Source organism: Rhodococcus yunnanensis NBRC 103083, assembly GCF_001895005.1.
In the GTDB taxonomy this organism is placed as follows: Bacteria; Actinomycetota; Actinomycetes; order Mycobacteriales; family Mycobacteriaceae; genus Rhodococcoides; species Rhodococcoides yunnanense.
The window spans coordinates 64,837-84,674 of sequence record NZ_BCXH01000004.1 but is presented as its reverse complement, the minus strand read 5'-3'; the positions used below and the strand labels follow the sequence as shown (position 1 = coordinate 84,674).

16 protein-coding genes and 1 pseudogene are annotated in these 19,838 nt (G+C 61.9%); 7 read left to right on the top strand and 10 right to left on the bottom strand.

Annotated features, from left to right (window positions below; translation table 11 throughout):
* The first annotated feature begins 39 nt into the window (after positions 1–39).
* Genes RY1_RS29930 through RY1_RS08650 form a run of 3 tightly spaced genes read left to right on the top strand, consistent with a single transcriptional unit; the run spans position 40 to position 2,143 of the window.
* Entirely contained in the window at positions 40–186 is a 147-nt protein-coding gene (locus RY1_RS29930) for a hypothetical protein (RefSeq protein WP_156376384.1), read from the top strand.
* A 5-nt stretch (positions 187–191) separates the two neighbouring features.
* Positions 192–1,496: a serine hydrolase domain-containing protein gene (locus RY1_RS08655; protein ID WP_218019779.1), complete on the top strand. Its 1,305-nt coding sequence runs from the start codon at positions 192–194 to the stop codon at positions 1,494–1,496.
* Entirely contained in the window at positions 1,493–2,143 is a 651-nt protein-coding gene (locus tag RY1_RS08650; RefSeq protein WP_245819561.1) for a hypothetical protein, read from the top strand. The genes RY1_RS08655 and RY1_RS08650 overlap by 4 nt, the downstream gene beginning before the upstream one ends.
* A gap of 357 nt (positions 2,144–2,500) precedes the next feature.
* Here RY1_RS08650 and RY1_RS08645 read toward each other — a convergent pair whose 3' ends face one another.
* From RY1_RS08645 to RY1_RS08615, 7 genes are all read right to left on the bottom strand, one after another.
* Entirely contained in the window at positions 2,501–3,580 is a 1,080-nt protein-coding gene (locus RY1_RS08645) for a FecCD family ABC transporter permease (RefSeq protein ID WP_072803143.1), read from the bottom strand.
* On the bottom strand, positions 3,577–4,569 hold the full coding sequence (locus tag RY1_RS08640) for an iron chelate uptake ABC transporter family permease subunit (RefSeq protein WP_245819560.1): 993 nt from the start codon (positions 4,567–4,569) through the stop codon (positions 3,577–3,579). Before RY1_RS08640 ends, RY1_RS08645 begins: the two co-directional genes overlap by 4 nt.
* A gap of 154 nt (positions 4,570–4,723) precedes the next feature.
* Complete coding sequence (locus RY1_RS08635) at positions 4,724–5,779, bottom strand: ABC transporter substrate-binding protein (RefSeq protein ID WP_072803384.1); 1,056 nt, start codon at positions 5,777–5,779, stop codon at positions 4,724–4,726.
* A 354-nt stretch (positions 5,780–6,133) separates the two neighbouring features.
* Positions 6,134–7,024 carry a siderophore-interacting protein gene (locus RY1_RS08630; RefSeq protein WP_084727263.1) on the bottom strand — a complete coding sequence of 297 codons (891 nt, stop codon included), beginning with the start codon at positions 7,022–7,024 and terminating at the stop codon, positions 6,134–6,136.
* Between the two features lie 373 nt (positions 7,025–7,397).
* Positions 7,398–7,718, bottom strand: coding sequence for a hypothetical protein (locus RY1_RS08625; RefSeq protein WP_072803141.1), 321 nt, complete (start codon positions 7,716–7,718; stop codon positions 7,398–7,400).
* A 113-nt stretch (positions 7,719–7,831) separates the two neighbouring features.
* Complete coding sequence (locus RY1_RS08620) at positions 7,832–8,335, bottom strand: hypothetical protein (RefSeq protein ID WP_139279775.1); 504 nt, start codon at positions 8,333–8,335, stop codon at positions 7,832–7,834.
* 60 nt (positions 8,336–8,395) lie between these two features.
* A complete protein-coding gene (locus tag RY1_RS08615; RefSeq protein WP_139279774.1) occupies positions 8,396–8,806 on the bottom strand; it encodes a hypothetical protein in 411 nt (136 codons plus the stop codon).
* Positions 8,807–9,276: 470 nt separating this feature from the next.
* Between RY1_RS08615 and RY1_RS08610 the strand changes: the two genes are divergently transcribed.
* Entirely contained in the window at positions 9,277–10,017 is a 741-nt protein-coding gene (locus RY1_RS08610) for a site-specific integrase (protein ID WP_072803138.1), read from the top strand.
* A gap of 73 nt (positions 10,018–10,090) precedes the next feature.
* Here RY1_RS08610 and RY1_RS08605 read toward each other — a convergent pair whose 3' ends face one another.
* Positions 10,091–13,093, bottom strand: coding sequence for a DUF4132 domain-containing protein (locus tag RY1_RS08605; RefSeq protein ID WP_169914603.1), 3,003 nt, complete (start codon positions 13,091–13,093; stop codon positions 10,091–10,093).
* Between the two features lie 693 nt (positions 13,094–13,786).
* On the opposite strand from RY1_RS08605, the pseudogene RY1_RS08595 reads away from it, so the two are divergent.
* The 3 genes and pseudogenes from RY1_RS08595 (at position 13,787) to RY1_RS08585 (ending at position 16,821) form a co-directional block, all read left to right on the top strand.
* Positions 13,787–14,967 (top strand): annotated as a pseudogene (locus tag RY1_RS08595) (IS3 family transposase).
* A gap of 297 nt (positions 14,968–15,264) precedes the next feature.
* The gene (locus RY1_RS08590) at positions 15,265–15,849 is read left to right on the top strand and encodes a hypothetical protein (protein WP_072803134.1); all 585 of its coding nucleotides are present in this window, start codon (positions 15,265–15,267) and stop codon (positions 15,847–15,849) included.
* A 231-nt stretch (positions 15,850–16,080) separates the two neighbouring features.
* Positions 16,081–16,821, top strand: a complete 741-nt coding sequence (locus RY1_RS08585) for a DUF5677 domain-containing protein (protein WP_072803133.1) — start codon at positions 16,081–16,083, stop codon at positions 16,819–16,821.
* Between the two features lie 533 nt (positions 16,822–17,354).
* On the opposite strand, the gene RY1_RS30910 is transcribed toward RY1_RS08585, so the two are convergent.
* Complete coding sequence (locus tag RY1_RS30910; protein WP_306305351.1) at positions 17,355–17,675, bottom strand: tyrosine-type recombinase/integrase; 321 nt, start codon at positions 17,673–17,675, stop codon at positions 17,355–17,357.
* A gap of 1,997 nt (positions 17,676–19,672) precedes the next feature.
* On the bottom strand, positions 19,673–19,831 hold the full coding sequence (locus RY1_RS30530) for a hypothetical protein (RefSeq protein ID WP_245819559.1): 159 nt from the start codon (positions 19,829–19,831) through the stop codon (positions 19,673–19,675).
* Between the last annotated feature and the right edge of the window lie 7 nt (positions 19,832–19,838).

The window sequence follows — 19,838 nt, the reverse complement described above, 5'->3', positions numbered from 1 at the left end:
TCGACCGCGACAATCAGCTCGCTAAAAGGACAGTCTCCGATGACCTCCAGCACTGGAATGCTCTACTGCGACAAAGATTTCCTGCTCATCACCGCACCTGACGGCGCGTGTGGGCACCGGGAAATAGGCAATCGGCTGTCCCCGAACTCTGCGGCCGAGCTCTCTCTTGCCGTGAGTCGAGCGTGAAGATCGTGACGAACACCAAAAGTCGAGCCGTCTTCGCGATCGCCGCCGTAGCAGTGCTCGCCATGAGCGCATGCACGACGCAGCCGTCGACCGGCTCCGCCGACACATCGACCGGCGCCACCGAAACTCCGACAACGGCGGCCGAACCCGACTATTCGGCCAAGCTGCGTGACGCCATCCCCACAGTCATGACAGACAACGCCATCCCGGGCGTCGTCGTCATGGTGCAATCGCCCTCGAAGGGGGACTGGACTTCGACATTCGGCACGGCTGAGCTCGGCCGAGATGTGCCGATAACAGTCGATGACTACCTGCGCATCGGCAGCAACACCAAGACCATGACCTCGACCGTCATCCTGCAGCTCGTCCAAGAGGGCGTTCTCTCGCTCGACGACCCGATCTCGAAGTTTCGGCCCGATGTGCCGGGCGGGGACGACATCACCATCGCCGATCTTTCCGAGATGCGCAGCGGGCTCTACAGTTACACCTTCGACCCGGCCTTCAATGCCACGCTGGATGCGGAGCCGCAGAAGGCGTGGACGGCGGATGAGCTGCTCGCGATCGCCTTCTCTCATCCGGCCAATGCGGCTCCGGCTCAGGTCTTCGATTACAGCAATACCAACATCGTGCTGCTCGGGGTGGTGATCGAACAGCTCACCGGAATGTCGGCCTCGGAAGCGTTCGACGAGCGCATCTTCTCTCCGCTCGGCCTCACACACACCCACCTGCCGGCGCCGGACGATTCGTCGATCCCCGACACCCACCCGCAGGGCTATCAGTTCGGCACTAACGTCGACACGATCGACTCGTACGCCGTTCCCGCCGCTCAACTGCCCGATGCGCTGAGCGGAACCCTGAAGCCGCTCGACCAAACGGATGCGAACCCATCGTGGGCGTGGACGGCCGGCGGCGCGATCTCCACCCCCACCGACCTCGCTGTGTACGTGAAAGCCCTTGTCGGCGGCGGCTTGCTCGACGACGACACCCAGAAGCTGCGTCTCGACAGTGTGCAGTCGATGAGCTCCGGCTCACCGAAGGGAGTCGGTTATGGCCTCGGGATCGCGCAGTTCGCCCCCGGCATTTTCGGCCACGATGGTCAACTGCCCGGCTTCTCCTCGTTCATGGCCTACAACCTCGACACGGGCGACACCATCATCATCGGCACGAATCTCTCGGCCTCCCCGGTCGACGGACAGAACGCCGCAGTAGTGGTGGGGAAGTCCATCATCGGCACGCTCTACGGAGCATCCGACGTACCCGGCGCCCCGGCCGCCACCGTTCCGACTCCGACCTCGGAAGCGCCCAAGTGACAACGACACTCCGCAGCAACACCGAGGACGGTCCGGGTTCGAGAATGATCGGGCAATTCGCGCGGCGCACAGTGACAGTCGTATTGTTCTGCGTCTCAGCGGTTGTGCTGTGCTCCGTGGATGCGAACGCGGCGCCGGCTGATGTCACGACTGTGTCGGCGGTGTCGGGCAATATCGCCACCGCGACCATCACCAACCGATCGGCAGCTGTGATCGGCTGCAAGCTGTTCGGGTTGCCTTCAGGTTCGGTGGCGGACAGAGAATCGCGGCCGCCGTTCGGCTACGTCAACCCTGTCGATCCGAGTGCCTTGATCCTGCCCGGCACCACGAGAACAGTGACTCTGGAGGTGTTCACAGAGGATGGCCCGAACGGATCCACTGCCCTTCCCGACGGGGTCTACGACCTGTACTGGGGGTGCACCACGGTGCCGAATGTCGACGGCGTCGAACAATGGGGCACTCTCGCCCCTGCCGGCGGCGTGCCGACGGCGGTGACGTCGCGGCTGGTGGTGCCCGGAGACGCGCCGGAGGCTTCGGTGCCTGCACCGCCGGCATTGGTACCCGAATCCTGTTACGACGCCAGTTGTTTGCCTCCTGACCTCGCCGATGTCGTCGACGACCTGTGGAACGAATTGACCTCCCCGTAGCACTGTCAGTCGGGGCTGTCAGTGACGGCCGTGGCCGTGACCTCGGAGTTGCGACCAACGGAACGCGTCGGATGCCGCTGTCGGCAGTACGACAGTTGTGCGTGAGCACCGAGGCGCACTACGCCGACCTGGCCGTACGCTGCCGGGACAGCAGACGACCATTTCAAGTCCCCAGATGTGGGTCCACCTGAACATCGCTGACTAGCGAATTCTGCAACCCAGATACATCGACCGCATCGCTGCCATTATGGTGGGATCGCTTGTGCGACATACAATCGACACCCATCCGGCCCAAGGATTCCTCTACAGGAACACCGCCACTCGGGGGTATGGTCGAGACCTCCGAGGACACTTGTCTCAGCGTTGACGGCGCACCTCACGGATAAGCAGCCACACGAGAAACCCGCCGCCGGCGACCACGGTCACCACACCGACCGGCAACTCGACCGGAAGTAGGTGCTGCGCCGTCACGTCGGCCCCGGCCAGCAAGAACGCACCCGTGAACGCCGCAGGCGCGAGGGTGATCCCCGGGCTGCGAGCCAGACGACGGGCGATCTGGGGCGCCGCGAGCGCGACGAACACGATCGGCCCCGCCGCGGCCGTCACGGTCGCGGTGAGCGCTACACCGACCACGAGCACGACGAGGCGCACACTTTCCACACGCGCACCCGTAGCCTTCGCGGCGTCGTCACCGAGTTCGAGCTGTTTGAGGGCCGGTGAGAATACGGCAAGCACGCCGAAGAGCAGGAGGATGACACCGCTGCCGATCAGGGCTTGACCCCAACTCGTACCGGTAAGCGATCCGGCACCCCACGCGGCGGCACTCATGGCGACCTTGAGTTTTGCGTTCAGCATCAACCATGTGTTGAGGGAGGTCAACATCGCGGACATTGCGATTCCGACGATGATCAGCCGAAAGCCCTGTACCCCACCGCGCCACGCGAGGAGATAAACGATGGCTGCCGTCGCGAGACCACCGACCAGGGCCCCCGCGGCCAACTGCAGATACGAACCGTGGATCACGATGATCACGACCAGCGCGCCCGAGTAGGACCCCGCGCTGAAACCGATGATGTCCGGTGACGCCAGCGGGTTGCGGATCAGCGACTGGAAAGCCGCGCCGGACACCCCCAACGCGGCACCGAACACGACCGCCGCAACTGCCCGCGGCGCCCGCCATTCGACGACGACCGTGCGAGCGAAACCGGCATCGGGATTTCCGGTGACGGCAGCCCACACCTGTCCGAGGCTCAGCGGATAGTCACCAAGGGTCAGAGACCATACCGTCACCGCGAGCGTCGCCACCGCCAGAACGGCGCAGACGAGGACACTCCGTCCGTGCCAGCGCGTGGCCCACCCGCCCTTGCGTACCACGAGCGTGCGGTGTCCGAAATCTACCCGCCGTTCGGACGCACGCGCGACGCCTGCGAAACTCACAGCCCAGTCACCTTCGGTCGGCGGACGAGATAAATGAGCACCGGGGCACCGACGAATGCAGTCACGATGCCGACTGGAAACTCACCCGGCCGGATGACCACGCGTCCGACGATGTCGGCGGCCAGCACCAGCGATGGCGCGAGGACGAGGGTGTAACCGATGATCCAGCGCTGGTCCGGGCCGACGATCCAGCGCGCGACGTGCGGAACCATGAGGCCCACGAATCCGATCGGACCGGCGATCGCCGTCGCGCCGCCGGCCAACAGCGTCACCGCGATGATCACGATCACGCGCGTGCGATTGACGTGCGCGCCGAGTGCACTCGCCAGGTCGTCCCCCAGTGCGATGGTGTTCAGCGCACTGGCCGCGATCGCGGCCAGCACCACCCCGATGATCAGGAACGGAACCACCGGCAACAGAACGTCCCATCCCCGATCGACGAGGCTGCCTGCATACCAACCGCGCATCTGATCGAACGTCTTCGGATCGGTCAGAACCCAACCGGTAACGATGCCGGACAGGACCGCTCCGAACGCGACACCCGCCAGCGTCAGGTGGACCGGGTCTGCGCCACCGCGCCCCATCGAACCGATCACGTAGACGACGACCGTGACGACCAGTGCGCCGAGGAAAGCGAACCAGACGTACCCACTGACGGTGGTCACACCGAACACCGCGATGCCAACGACGACAAAGAATTCGGCGCCGGCGTTGACACCGAGAATGCCGGGATCGGCGAGCGGATTACGCGTCAAAGCCTGAATGAGTGCACCGGACACCCCGAGCGCGACGCCGACGGCGAGACCCACTGCGGTTCGCGGAATGCGCATGTCCCACACGACGTACGCGTCGCCTTTGCCGGTGTTGTGCAGGAGTGAGTCGAACACCACCGACAGCGGGATGTCCTTCGATCCGACGGCGATGCTCAGGAGCACCAAGACGATCAACGAAGCGATCGCGATGAACAATCCCAGCGCGCGCCGTCCCACGCTCGTCGACGCTGTTGCGCGCCGAACACCCTCCGGCGTCTCAGCGGGTGGAGGAGCATGTCCGGTTCGCGTTGTCACTCGATTCGTCTCTCTGGTGGTCGGCGCACATCCAGCCGCCTCGCTCGCTACGAGGCGGCTGGATGAAAAGGCTGAGCTATGCGCCCGTGTTGAGCGTCGATGCCTCGAGCTGCGGAACGACCTGGTCGACCCACCACTTCACGCTCGACGGAGTGGGTGGATTCACCGCGAGCCACTGCGGACCGTAGAGGTAGACGAGCGTCCCGTTCTTCGCGGCGGCAAGCTCGGGAACGCGGGGATCGGCTTCGAACGCCGTCCTGAACGTGTTCTCCGGGTCGGCATACTCATGAGTGACGATGAACACGACGTCAGCGGAGAATTTCTCGATGTTCTCGAGCGAATACTTGGGCGCGTTCGCCGCGACGCTGTCGCCCTCACCTGTCGGCTGCCCGTCTCCGGGAGTCAATCCCAAGGCCTCGATGGGCTCGTTCGCGTACTCGGTGAGCCACAGCTGCTGATCGTCGCCGTCCAGCACTCCCAGCTGGAACGTCTTGCCCTGCAGTTCAGGTAATTTCGCGGCGGCCTCCGACAACGTGGCCTCGTACGTGGCCTCGGTCTCGCCGACGATCTTCTCGTCGTGCCCGGTGAGTGCAGCGAGGGAAGCCAGATTGTCCTGCCAGCTGGTGTCGCCGCCTTCGTCCTGCGTTTCCAGACCGACATAGGTGGGCGCGATGGACGAAAGACGCTCGTAGAGCTGCTCGTCGACGCCCCACACGCTCGTCAGAATCAGGTCGGGATCCAGCGCGGCAATCGCTTCCGGCGAATCCGTACCTTCCGCGGTGAAAAGGTTTGCGTTGAAATCGCCGTCGTACAGACCCTGCAACCACGGGTAGTCATCGAGGTCGGATGCTTCGCCCGACACCGCGATCGGCTTCTCGCCGAGAATGTCCAACAGTCCGATCCAGTCAGTGCCCACAGCGACGATCCGCTCAGGCTTCTCTTCGACGGTGACGTCGCCGTAGGCGGCGTCGATCGTGACCGGGAACGCACCGGTGCTCGACTCACTGCTGCCCGAGGCATCGCTGCTGGCGCCGTCGGACGAGTCGCTCGAGCAACCCGCGAGCACCAGGCCGACACTCACCAGCCCGGCAAGCAGTGCTGTCGCGCGTCTGGGCGCGGTAAGCGGTTTCATCGAGGTTCCTCTCGTGTACATCAGAAGTGCGGGTCGGTCGAACGTTCGCAGACACAGTCACCGGCAGGTTCGGCTCGTGATGCGGACATTTCGCACCGGAGGGTAGCAAGGAAATCGAGTTAAGGCTAGGCTACCTTCAGCCCGCATGTTCGCCTGGATGCGCGATCGCCGAACGCGACATCCAGCAAGACGGTCCTTCCACATCCGGTCCGGCCCGGGGCCGGTTCCCGCACCAGAAGCTCATCCGCCAGTGGACCGCGTCCGACGACTCGGCAGTACTGACGGCAATGGACGCAACGGGCGTCACCGAACTGTCCGGACGACCGGTCGACGGACGAAGTAGCGACGGGGCAGCTACAGCCCGGCTTCTTCGAGCATGTCCTCCCAGCGGTTCTCGGCGTCTGCCTCGTCGACTCCGGCGTCGATCAACTGCTGATACTCGCTGTGAAGCCGGTCTTCGACCGCTTCGTACTTGTGCAGCCACTCTTCAGCGCGAACGCGCCAGTATCCGATGGTTTCGAACTGCGCGTTGCTCAATCCGCGCTCTGTGCGCAGGTACTTGCGCACCGCCCGGCTCGCGGCCGCCTCTCCGGCAAACCACACGTACAAGGGTCCGTCCGGAAGCGGCTCGTCGCGCACGGCGTCAGCCAGCCGCGACGGCCCCTGCCCGTTTCCGCCGATAAGCCACTCGATGCTCAGGTCCGCATTCGTCTCGATCGGAATTTTGTCACCTTCGTCGAGGACTTCGACGATCGCCCGAACCGGGAACCCGTCCGGCAGCTCTTCGATGGCTCGAGACAGAGCCGGAAGCCCGGTCAGGTCTGCGACGAGCAGCTGCCAACGCGTGCCCGTCGGCGGGTCGTACCATCCTCGTGGCCCCCACAGTCCGATGACATCGCCGGGTGCCGCCGTCAGGGCCCACGTCGCCGCGATTCCGCCCTCGTGAGCGACGAAGTCGATCGACATTTCCTTGGCGGTCGCGTCCCAGCTCCGAACCGTATAGTTGCGATGCTCGGGTTCGTCGATGTCGTGATACGCCCAGTCGCCCTCCTTCTCGGTCATCGCCGGCGGCCTGTCTTCGCCGTCACCGGGGAAGTACAGCGAGACGCACTCGTCCGCAGTGCCGTTGGACGTGTAGTCAGGCAATCCATCACCGCTGAATACGACTCGCACAAGCGAGGGCGAGATGCGCGCCGTCCTCACCACCTCGGCATAGAAGAAGCGCTGCACTCTCTTGATCACCACGTGATACCTCATCCCCTCGGTACGAAATTTAGCCTAAGCTAACCAGATGGGCGGTGTCCAGCCGCGCAGTATCGAGCGCCAGCACTGCAATGAGGTCTATCTCTGACGTGACCTGCACTCCAAGTTGGCGTTTGGTGAGATAGTGCGGCGACACCCTCGACCCGAGGTGTACTTGCGTGAATCGGCTGCTGGCTAATGCGCGTCCGCCGGTGTCTTCACCATATGCCGTTTCTTGATTTCCCTCAGCATGCTGTGACAGGTCTTCAGATCCGCGGACTGTGGTGGGTCGGAGTCGTTAAGGATGCGTGCGAGAGTTTGCCACTGCCCCGGCTCGTTGGCGGCCACAGCCCGGCAACCAAGGGGCGTAGATCCTTCAAATTCTTATTGTCATCGTCGGTGATTGACGAATATCGCCTCCACGTTGGGTCAGGTCCGCAATGTCTGAATCGGGGATTTCGAGATGCTGTTCAAGTCGATCTACGATTCGTGCGAGGACCGGTTTTGTTCCGTCAATGGCGTCGTGCACGTCGCCAGCGGCGGTCTTGACCAGCATGCCGTTCTGCACAGCGAGATCGAAGGAATCGGCAGGGAAGCGCCGTCCGACCGTCAGCGGATCGTCCCCATCACCGTAACGGAGCGAGAAACGACGGAGCCTTGCGGACACGCAGCGTTCACCCCTGAGGGCGGTCGTCATCTGCATGAAGTGTCGAATGCACGGTCCCCCATCCAACCGTTTGCCCTGACCAGGGCCTCACGGAAGTGGATTCTGTGACAAGCATTCTCCCGATGATTTGGTTCGGGTTCCGATCATGTTCGCGATGGCCGACCAGCGTCGACCCACTTCTGGTGGTCCTCGATCGCGTAGTCGAACACCTTCACGATCCTGTCGCCGCTCCGCTGCGCCAGCGCCATCTGGAGCATGTCGGCCGGGTTGTGGAAACCGGACTTGTACTGGACGTCGATCGCCTGGAGAGCGCCCGTCTTCGGCGGAGCCTGAGGGACTGCGACCCAGCGCCCCTCCGTCGCGCGGCGAAACGTCTCACCGATGAAGTAGACGAAACGCATCGCGACAGTGAGGTTGTCTCCGGCGAACGCGTCCCGCCAGCCCGGGAACCGTTCCAGCGCAGCGTGTTCTGCGAGGACTATCCCCTCGCGGGTGTACAGGTGCGGTTTCAGCTCCGGCACGTCAGCGACGATGAATTCGAGCTCGATCGCCGCCTCCTGCATCGTCACCCAGGAGGTGAACCGGGGATCGGACTGTGCGTCTCGATACTCCGGCGTCTCCCTGATCGGGCCTCTCGAACCTGCCACCGTCACCCCTCACTGCCGTGAACTGGCAGCTTACTGCTTGACCTGTCGGATCTGCCATGCTCACCGACCGGTGCTCGGCTTCCGACCCGACGCCACCCATTCTTCGTGCTTCCGCACGGCGATGTCGTAGACGAAGGTGATCTCCTTCCCAGTCCGGCGGGTCAGCGCGACGCCGAGGTAGTCCTGCGGGACGTAGAAAGCGGGAGTGAACTCCGCATCGATCGCCGAGGCTGGGCCCCGCTGCGGAGGATCGGGCGGGAGCGCGACCCATCTCCCCTCCGTCGCTCGGCGGAATGTCTCACCGATGAAGTAGACGTACCTCATCGTGATCGTGAGGTGCACGTCGGAGAACGCGGACCTCTTGTCCTGGTGGCGATCGAGGAGGTGGGACTCAGCCCGCACCAACCCTTCCCGAGTGAACTTGTGCTGCGCGAGGTCGGGATCGTCGACAAGGAAAAATTCCAAATCCATCACCGCCTCCTGCATCGCGAGCCAGGACCGGAACGATTGGTTGGCTTGGAGCTCGACATACTCCGGTCGCTCCCGGACAGGGATGAACTTCTTCGCCATCACATCAACTTCCGAGGTAGTTGTACTGGAACGGGTCAGGGTACATTTCGACGAGTCTGTCCAGTCTTTCGAGCTGAGCAGGTTGGCACGAACCGCCAATCTGGGTACCGATTCTGCTCGCGTGTTCGGTGGGCCTGATCGCGACGTTCGACAACATTCGTGGCGCGTGGGCCGCGCGGAAGGGGAACGATCATGCGGCGCGAAAAGCACAGATCGAGAGGGTTGTCTCCGCTGCACGAGCGTCTCGCCACGCACATCGGTGAGCTGACGCCGACTTCACTGGTCTTTCCGAGTCGTAAGGGCGGACATCTTCCCTCGGCGAGTATCGGTGGGCCTTCGACAAGGCAGCGAGCGCGATCGGTATCCCTGACTTGATCCCGCACGAACTCCGCCACACAGCAGCGTCACTCGCGATTCAGGCAGGCCGAACGTCAGAGTCCGTACAGCGGATGCTCGGACACAAGTCCGCAATCCTGACGTTCGATCTCTACGGCCACCTGTGCGCAGATGACCTCGACAGTGTCGCTGTCGCATTCGACAGCGCGGCGAGAGAGTTCATCAAACCTACTGCGGACTCACTGCGGACTGGATCGAGAGAGAACGGTCAAGTAAATGACTTTCAACCGCCTGACCTGGACTTCCATGGTGCCCCCAGTCGGACTCGAACCGACACTGTGCGGATTTTAAGTCCGGAAGGTTGCAATCTAGTGGACTCAGGTGGATCCACTTATCGTTGTCTCACAGCCCTTTTCGTACATCGGCGTTCAGACCGATCCACCCCCGTACGTACCCAGATGTGTCACTCTCGTGTCAACGAGAACAGTTGGCCGGACGACCTTGGACGAGCACGGTCCGTACCGTATCGGCACGGACTGCGAACCCAAACCCGAAACTCAGCTCGGTCATCAACACGAATCCATCGGGGTCAGAATCTGTGTCAACGAACGTCGATTGTTCGTCCCGGGAAAATAACGACGACGCGATCTCTCCACATCGGGGCAACCACTCGCGAGCACGATCTGTCGATCCACCATTTACGTCCCTTCCGAGCGGACGGTAAGCAAAGCGACATTTCCGCACCGTCAAGAAACCCTGACAAATCCCAATCGTGATCGTCACGAGGACGTAAATTCAGTTTATTTCGAGGCGGTCGATGACAGCGGCGGAAGAAGGCCGGCTGCGATTTCAGATGGAGTCGAAGCCTTCCAGCTCGGGTTCGTCTCCGGTGAGCGCGGCGACGTTGATGGTTGCGAGATCGCGAGCGAGTTCGGAGAGTTCGACGGGGTCCGGGGTGTTGGCGGTGAGGCTGACGTGGACGATGCGCTGGGTAGCCCATTGCGTCGGGTTTACGATGTTGAAGCCGGGATAGACCATGATCGTCGCGACGACGCTGTGGCCGCGATAATTGTGCAGGGCGATCTGGGCGCCCTTGTCCTGGGGCGCTTCTCGGCGCCAGCCCCGGCTGGACATAGCCAGCAGTTCTTCGGTGCTGGTTTTCGTGTTGGTGTAGGACGATGTCAACGCTTCAGCTTCTCGAGGAGTGAAGACGCGGCGCGTTAGCTGTGCGAACGGCTGCACCTCGAAGTGTTCTGCGGTTGTTGCACGCCACGGCAGCATCGGGTCTTCGAATTGGGCAGGGTGCGCGATGCTCACGTGAGCGTCGACCGCAACAGCGATCTCGTCATCGGTGCTATCGACCGCGGCACCGAAGTCGGTGAGGCGGAAGGTACGGCCGTCGTCTACCTGCCAGATCACGCCTCGACAGATGATCGACGTCAGTGGGTGGGTCAGCAGGTGCGCTCGCACGTCGGCCAACGGCCAGGACCGGCGTGTGATCATGGCGTCTTCGAACCGCTCGATCAACTCGGCCGCAATCGGGGTGAGTACTTTCCGGAATCGAAGGAAGCGTTGATAGCTGTCCCGGGCTGTCTCGCTGTCGGTGGCAGCGGGGCGCGGCAGAGATCGACGGATCGTGCCGTCCCCGGCGATGATGATCGGCTGCAGGCGAGCGTCGAGCCGGATGGCGAATGTCCTGGTTCCGTAGTCGATGTCCAGTGATCCGTCGGGTGTGAGGTCGAGGTCCGGGACCAGGCGGTCGGCGAGTTCGTCTGGGGTCAATCCCATCTCGTCGGCGATGCGCTCGATGTGGGCTTCGGCCTTCGCTTTCAACGCCGGGAACCGTAAGCCTTGAGCGATCCGCCACAACGCGCTCAGGGCGGTATCGGTTCCGATCGCGGCGAGGACGGTCAGGCCCATGTCGGCGCGGCGGTGAGCGGACTGCAGTGGCCATCGGAGTAGGAGCGGCGTCAGTGTCCGGACGGTCTCGTCGGTGCCGACGATCCCGAGTGCGTCGAGAATCCACCCTTGTTGTTCGGGGTGACCGGCACGTTGCCAGCGCTCGAACAGCCCCAGCACGAACTGTTCGACGGATTCGGAGTCCAGGGCGGTCGCGGCGATCGCGAGGCCTGCGTAGGGATAGTCGATGCGTGAAATCGCCAGCATCGAGCAAAAATTGGCCACCTCGGGTGCCGGAACCGTGTCTGCTGCGGTAGTCAGGATCGGTGGCAACAGGGCTGGTTCGATCCATGTCGGCAGCGTCGGCATCGAGGTCGGCAATTCAAGGAGCGGGTCGGTGTCTAGCAGTGCGGTGATATCCGATTCGGTGTCGGCGCCGCGCTCGCGGGCGGCGGCGAGAATTGTGGTGCGGTGGTCGCTGCGGTCCAGGAAGCGCAGAGCCCGCCGCGCCTGCAGGCGTTCTTGCCCGAGTGGGCCGACAGCGGTAGCGATGAGATCGTCGGCAGCAGTACCGATGTGCCGGTCGAACCATGCGATAGCGGTGCCGCGCAGCGTTTTCGAGGCCAGCCACTTCGACATCGATGCCGCGACGACGGTGCCGTCTATCGGCATCAGAACGTGCGCTGCGTGGGCAGGCTTCGCGGTCGCCACATCGACGACGAACTGGGCTCCCTCGTTGTCGAATCGGCCCAAGATCCTGCGCAAGTCTCGTTCGGGATACCACACCGATCGAGGCATCGGCAGCGACGTGAGCAGCGGCCTGATCAGTTCTTCGGGTGCATAGGCGAGTGTCTCCAAGCCCCAGTAGGTGTCCTGTTTGATTCGATCGACTCTTCCCTGCCATGACTCGGTGTGGCTCATCCACGGCACGTAGGGCTCACCGCTCGTTGCGTAGTCTTCACGTTCGCCCTCTTCCCAACGCACTGTCAGTGGACGCTGGACGGTGTCGCCGACGAGAACCTGTGGGTCACCCGTGACGGTGATCGTTTCCCAGGGCGGGTCGACGAGCACGGTAGGAAGGGTCGCCCGGACGCGTGCCTCTTCGGGCGTCGATGACACCACTGCGCTGGTGTCGTCGACGGCGTGTACGCGCCGGTGTTCCTCGGCCAGGCGGCGAGCGACCACACCTGTGGCCGCCGGGAGCAGTCGCCCTGCCCGGTCCGGCGATGACGCGCAGGCGTGCAGCAGCGCGGGTTCGACATATTTCTTCTCCGACCGAGCCAACAGCGCGGCGAACCCGTCGTCGGTGTCGAACTCGGCGAGCATCATCGCCAAGCGCTTCTTGTGGGCTGCGGTGACGTTACCGTCGAACAACTCACCCACATACTGCTCCACGCCGGGCCCGACGTTGACGCACATGCTCGAAATCAGGTTCATGCGTTGTCCGATGAGCCACACTGCCTTCTCACGCTCGGGCGCTATGGCGAACAGCGATTCCACGTCCGCCGGTGTATCCACACAGGAGAGCAACGCCATCGCATAGTGGATCCCGTAGACGTCGTAGTCCAAAGATGCTGTGTACGCCAGATCGTTCTGCCACCAGTGTTTTTCGGTGGGAAACAGGAAGCTACTGGCAATGTTCGACGCCATGCCCTGTCCACGAAGGCCGCTGACGTCTGCCACGGCTTGTCGATAGTCGTGTGAGTCGAAGGCAGCAAGCAAGGTTCGGATCCGGGAGTGCGGCTCGAAAATCCACACGTTGATCAGATCGTTGACGGCGCGGTGACCCAGCGACCTGCTGGACGGGTACTGATTGCCCCGCGGATCTGGGTGGTAGTCGAACGTCAACGAGGCCGCCGAGACCAGTGCTTGCGCAGCGAACCCGGCGGCGTAGCGCTCGGCCAGCGCCAGCGCGAAAGGCTCTCGCATCGGCAGGTGTGGTTGGTCGGTCATAACGAACCAGGCAGCCCCTGCTGCCAACGCAGACGGTGGGTCACTCGCATCTCGGGCAGTCAAGAAATCGAGGCCGGCTTCACACAGATCTGGTGCCGTCGCGGGATGTTCGAGAACCGTGCGGAAATGGTCAGTCTGGCGAGTCACGAAATCGTCGAAACCCGCCATGTCGACGGCGCCTGCCCGTGACTGTGATGGCTTCGGAGATCGGCCGTGTACAGCCTCCGATCGCCGCCACCACCCTTTCGGCACAGTCCACTTCGCGATGCTTTCGTTCACCTGCAACACAATATGCACCACACGCGACTCGGCTGCGGTCACGCCTGCCAACCGCGAACCGGATGCGACTACACCTCAGATGGTTGGCGCTACTGCGCACCCAAAACGCAGTTACCGCACCGTCAACCGGTGTTGACGGAATTTGGCTCATCCCGTGTCGATGCACCGTGTGTGAGATGCGCCAATGTGGTGTTTGTGCTGATGTCTCTCCCCTGGCCGTCATGCCAGGGCCATGGAAGACGAGGGCGCGTCACTTGAAGTAAATCAGCGGTTCTAAGGAGCGGCGGCGGGGTCACCAGCAGGTGCGCGTACGTATCGAACCGCTATCGATTCAATCTGGGATCTGATCGGCCCACGGATTTCGGACATTGGACTCGCTTAGGATAGGGATCTACTGAAATGAGTCCGACCAGCATGAGCAGATCACGGAGATCGTTCTCGGCGGAGTTCAAAGATGAGCTGTGCAGAGAGGTCATCGAGTCGTCCAAGCCGATCAGCGCAGTCGCCAAGGCCTACCGGGGTCGGTGACGACAGCCTGCGACGCTGGCTTGCCAAGTACCGCGAAACACAGGGCGGTGGTGCCGACGGAGATCTCACGCTCACCGAACGCGCCCGTTTGAACCAGCTCGAACGCGAGAATCGTGAGCTTCGGGCAGAGGCAGCCTTCTTGAAAAAGCGGCCTCGTACTTCGCGCGGGAGCCACGGTAGTGGCGAAGTACGAGTTCATCGACTCCTATGTTCCCGATGACTCCACGCCCGTTTCGATCGTTGACCGCTGCCGGTGGCTCGAGGTGTCGAAATCCGGCTTCTACAACTGGCGGAGCCGACCACAGTCGGCAACGTCGAAGCGTAGAGATGCACTGGCGCAGCATATTCGGGTGTTCTTCGATGCCGCGCACGGAACCTACGGGTATCGGCGGATCCATGTGGATCTGCGCGAAGCCGGCATCGAATGCTCACCCGAGTTCGTCCGGTCGATCATGCGCGAGCACGACCTGGCGCCGTGCCAGCCGAGACCGTTTCGCACGACCACCGAATCCGGTGACGATGCCGGCGTCCCGGACCTGCTCGAACGCGACTTCGCTGCCGACCGTCCGGGCATCAAGTTCGTCGGCGACATCACTTATATCCACACCTGGCAGGGGTTCGTGTATCTGGCGACGGTGATCGACTGCTTCTCCCGCAAGGTCGTGGGCTGGTCAATCGCCGATCACATGCGCACCGAACTCGTCGCCACTGCGCTTCGCAATGCTGCTGCAACCACCCAGATCGAACCAGGAGCGATCCTTCACTCCGACCGTGGCAGCGTCTACACCTCGCGCGCCTACCGCGCTTCGGTTGCCGCGCTGGGGATGCGATCGTCGATGGGACGGACCGGTCAATGCTGGGACAACAGTATGGCCGAAAGTTTCTTCGCCGCACTCAAGAACGAATGCGTCTACCGCACCGTATATGCTACGAAATCCCAAGCGCGACATGATGTTGTTCGCCACATCGAGGGTTTCTACAATCCCCGGCGCCGGCACTCGGCCCACGGCTATCGAGCGCCTAACGACGTCCACTACAGTTACCGGCAGCACCTCGACGCGGCCTGAAAATCAACCACCTTCAGTGTCCGAAATCCACGCGGCAGATCAAAGCAATAACAGAGCCGCAGCGAATTCGCTGTGCGTAAATTCTACTGATACCTGGTGGCGACAGGTGGTAGACGTAGATATCGAGGGTCTCGTTGACCCCAGTAACAAGGACTACGGAACGGAACTGTCAGTGCCGTGTTCTTGATCTGACCGTGAGGGTTGCGGTGGAAGCATCTCGGACTCCAGTCCAAGGTGCTTCCACCGGTACACCTTGCTCGTATTCACAAACGAGTGAGAACGGTAGATAGTAGTCACATGAGCTTCGGACTTTGCAAGGGATCAACTGCTGCAAGCTGGATGATCGAGCAGGGACTCCCCTGGCAACGCCTAGCAGGACGCGGCCCGCTTGGATATCAAAAATATGCGCGGGTGAGATTCATACCTGATCCGAGTCAGCCTGGCCAACGAATAAATGATGTCTCTTTCGAGCAGCAGGAGCTCAGGGAGAATGAGCAAATTGGTGTAGTACTCGATATTCTGTCTAGGTACACACGTACACCAGACGACTGTTACTTCTGCATGTGGGCGGGGTGGGGTTCCATCGCGGTTGACTCGCCACCGAACTTTGCGTTTCCTAACCGTGATTACTGGATGCTCCACGGAACGCTCGCGGACTATGGCGACTGGAACAGTGATAACCCTGCCCGATGGCCTTACGGTGACGCGCCCGATCCCGCATTTATCTGGCCAGCGGACCGCGCTTGGTGCGTGACCAACGATGTCGATCCCCACTTCGCAACCATCGGTGCAGAAAGCGCGGCAATTGAAGAAATCGTGACAGATCAACGAATTGACGCCGTACTCGACAACCCCGAACACGAGCCACCGCACTGGGCATAGTCAGCCAACTGGCCTGTTGTGAGGAAAGCCCGACTCCACAACAGATATCAACGACACTCTCGAACGCCTCGACTCGTACGGTTGCAGTTCTATTGTCACCATACAATGTGGTGTTTGAACTGAGGTACAGATAACCAATGGGCGGCCGTCTACTGGCACGAATGCAGGACCAAGGAATTGAGTTTGAGCCCTCAGGAGCGAACCGTCGGCCATGTTACTTAAGATCACCATGTGACCAGTAAACCTGACCTGCCAGCGCTCGAAGTATGGATCGGGGACTGCATCACGCACTTGCGAGATGCCGAAGGGTTCGACGTCAATCGAGTCCACAAAGAGGAGTTCTTGCTCCTCTATGGCGTCGCCGCCCGCGTTATGGGGTACAGCGACGCCTACCTCCGCCTATCTAGAGCCGGACTCGCAGCAGAATCGGCTGTACTGGCACGCACAGCACTTGAGCACGCCGTCACACTGCAGTGGATCTTTATCGTAAACGGAGGCGTCAACCGGTTCCAGGTCAATGTCGCTCACGACCGTATCGACCACTACACAAACCTAGCTGTCTGGCTCAAGAACGAAGAGCTAGCGAAAGCAGTCGCGTCACTAGATGCGCCGCCGACGGGCAAGCGATTGCCGAAATTTATGAGCATGCTTCGCGATATCGACGAAGAAAAGTTTCTTGAGACTAGCTATCACATTCTCTCACAGCACGTCCACGTCACACACACCGCCGTAGCCGCGTTCCTAGAACAGGGCGACAAGGAACTCCACATCAAGTATAAGCAGGAGTACGTACACCACTACCAGGCGACTTACATCGTGGCGGTCTCCTGCATGCTCGCGCGATGGGTGGTTGCAAAGATCACAAACGACACGGAGTTGATCGAATTGCTCGACAAAAAGTCCGACGATCTTATCCTGCCCATGACTCTCATCGACGGCTTGGAGCTGAGCAAGCGGCGCCCCGGTCTCTGACCCAGCGATTCGGTGAGCGAAATCTGGTGCGTCGCTTAACCGAAAGGTCTTTTTAGCTGTTCGCACCGTTGGACATCGAGACATTCTGTACCTCAATCATAGGCATCCCGCGGAAGTCTCAAATCTGACCGAATCAGTTCTGGGCCTCCTGCCGGCTACACGGCGAGGCCCAACCAGCGGTAGATACTGACCAAGAACGGCGCTGCTACCAACAATACGAACGGATAGACGTACCCGATGAAATAGCGGTTGTCCATCACCGCTCTGAGGCTAGAGCGAATTGAGTGTTGGCTGGATATGCAATCGGGTCGGTCAGCGATCATTTGCGCCCCTGGGGTGTCGAAAGAATGACCACCCCGGCCCACAGCCAGCAGGTTTACAATCACTAGGTTATCAGAAGGACGCGCGAGGGGCCGCAGACGACAGACCATGTCGGTCGAAAAACGGCGTCACGAACCTAGTTGATCAATTTGCCCAGCTATTGCTTCCATCATCAATCATGTGGGTTGTGGAATTGCGCGATTACTGGTGACCTACAACCCGATCGCGGTAACCGCGTTCCCGACGAGGGGCGCGTGTTCGCGGCGGTAGACCTCGACCGAATCGATGCTGGCATGGCCGGTCTGACGTGCGATCGCGGATCCGTCGGCGCCGTTCCGGGTGCCTTGGGTGACGAACCCCGCGCGAAGAGAGTGCCCACCGAGCTTGGCGAGTGCAGTGGGGTCACAGCCGGCGTGCTCGGCGCGACGGCGGATGGTCTGGTGGATCGCTGCCCCGGACAGCGGTGAGGTGCCAAGATTGCCGCTCTTGGCAACGGCCCGGAATAGCGGTGCTCGGGCTGCCGTTCGGGGCACTCCCCTACGGCAGACGTGCGCGCCGAACGGTTCTGCCTTCCGGAGCAGTCGTCGGCCCAGCCTCGGCAGCGCTGACGCGCGGTCGAGACGAGGACTTTGATGTCGTCGACCAGTAGCGGGTCACGCGGGGTGCGAGGCCGGTCCCCCGCGGCGGCGTATTCCCGTCGTATCCCGGACAGCGTGGCGGTCACGAGTTCGCGTGCCGACGGGGACAAATGCCCGGTGGTGCGGTGCTGGTGGTTGATCGCCGCGATCCAGGTGCCGAAGGTGGCGACGGCGTAGGCCCGCTCCCCCGATTCGGTGCGGGTGTCAGCGGCGTCGACGAGGTACGCCGCGACGGTGACTGGGTGGGCCGGCAACGCTGTATGCCCTTCCCGTGCGCAGAACCCTGCGAAGCGTCGCCATCCCGCGGCGTGGGTCCGGCGAGTCCCCTCCGACCGTGACGATTCAATCGCCTTCGCGATCCGCTTGGCCACGGCAGTCGGGATCTCGGACTCTACTGCCACGGACGCGAGCGCGGCAGGGCGATCAGGTGTGCTCACCGCAGGTGTACGGCCGGGTCGACTGTCCATATCGGCAGCCTAGCGCAGGCCACCGACAGATCTGCGGAGCGAAAACTGTGCTGAACTGGCACGTCGGTGGACACGGTGCGGAAAATGCAATTTTCGTCGCCCGGATTATCTAGGCCTTAGGAAGACGTCACCCTTCGGTAGAGAGCGCTCAAGCGCATTCGAATCCGTCAATATCTGTTGTCTTGCAATAGCTTTGAAGAACGACCCTCCGACCGCCGAGCCAGCTTGGTACCGAGACGTGTCAGCCTCGTGTCAACGAACCGTCGAGATCCGCCGGCATCTAGGTTGAAAACACGCGCTGACATGCACGAACACACCATCCGACGTCCGCGTCAGCTTAGGACCATCAGCGTATTTCAGATCCGCTGCCTCACAGTTTCATTGAGAACCGCCACAGTTCACTGTAGTCCACGGCACGCGCCGAAACTCGTTATTCGGACTAAGCTTTCGGGTCCATATGGACTTACGTGCCCCCAGTCGGACTCGAACCGACACTGTGCGGATTTTTAGTCCCTGGAAGTGGATTCACGCGCACTCGCATGGACGATCTTTTTCATTGTATTGCAATGCTTTTCGTTCATCTTCGAACAACTCAGTCCAGGGAAGAATGTACCCACTTGTGACGCCCTCGTGACACCGAACTCCGCACACTGCAAGCGCCTCCGACCGCGCTGAACGAACACAGACCGCGATGGTTTGCTACGGACGAGCGGGGGAACTACAAAGACGAGCGACAGCGGATCCTGTGACACCGACACCCACCATCATTGCCGCTACGCCCGACTCACGACCCCGCAAGCCGTGCGTCTGCAGCGCTCCTCTTGAGAAAAAGTCAATGCGAGGCGCAACTCGCACACGCCGCCCGGCTGGGAGACCACGACGCGAAGATCGCCAAACTAGCCACGTGGGACTACACCTACGAGGCGCTTCCGACCATGATCCGAGAGGGGACAGCTGCGGCCGCGGCAGCTGGGATGAGAATGAACCCGCCGGCGGCCTCTCAGACCAGGATGACTACCGCGTCTTCCCGAAGCCAACGCGGACGACCTTGTCGAACAGCGCCGCGACGCCGGCGTCAAGGTCCGATGGTCGCTTTCCGGACTACGATCATGACGAAGGTCGCATGCGCAAGGTCGTTGCGCCGCACCAAAACTTGCATGCTGTACCTGTCCGACTTCGGGCCGCATCCACGTGCTCCGCAGTTCGGCCAGCCGTTTCATCACGTTGTCGATGCTCACCCCTGATCGAGGACCGGATCGGAGTGCGTGGTGCGACTCCGAGGTAGGCCGCTAGGTTGCCGGCGCCCTCGATCGGTCGATGTCACCGATATCTGTGTCGAAGGCACAGCGCTAAGCATGCGTGGTCGTGTCGGGCCCAGCAGCGGATGCCGCGGAACCCGGCCGTTGCCCACGTCTTGGTCACCCGCTAACTGCCGGTGGTGAATACTTCTGCAGTGAAGCCGAATTGAGCGAGTGCGTTCGACGTCGTCGCGAGGCGCAGTTCGTCGTACGAACAGCTACTACTCAGCAACCATCGCAATTCGGCGGACAGCGCACGCGGGATCATTCGTTCAGATGATGCCACTCTACTG

Excerpts from the sequence above, each read along its gene's own strand:
- RY1_RS08590 (WP_072803134.1), top strand. The coding sequence starts at position 15,265 with ATGAGCTTCGGACTTTGCAAGGGATCAACTGCTGCAAGCTGGATGATC.
- RY1_RS08605 (WP_169914603.1), bottom strand. The coding sequence starts at position 13,093 with ATGACCGACCAACCACACCTGCCGATGCGAGAGCCTTTCGCGCTGGCG.
- RY1_RS08615 (WP_139279774.1), bottom strand. The coding sequence starts at position 8,806 with ATGGATTTGGAATTTTTCCTTGTCGACGATCCCGACCTCGCGCAGCAC.
- RY1_RS08625 (WP_072803141.1), bottom strand. The coding sequence starts at position 7,718 with ATGACGACCGCCCTCAGGGGTGAACGCTGCGTGTCCGCAAGGCTCCGT.
- RY1_RS08635 (WP_072803384.1), bottom strand. The coding sequence starts at position 5,779 with ATGAAACCGCTTACCGCGCCCAGACGCGCGACAGCACTGCTTGCCGGG.
- RY1_RS29930 (WP_156376384.1), top strand. The coding sequence starts at position 40 with ATGACCTCCAGCACTGGAATGCTCTACTGCGACAAAGATTTCCTGCTC.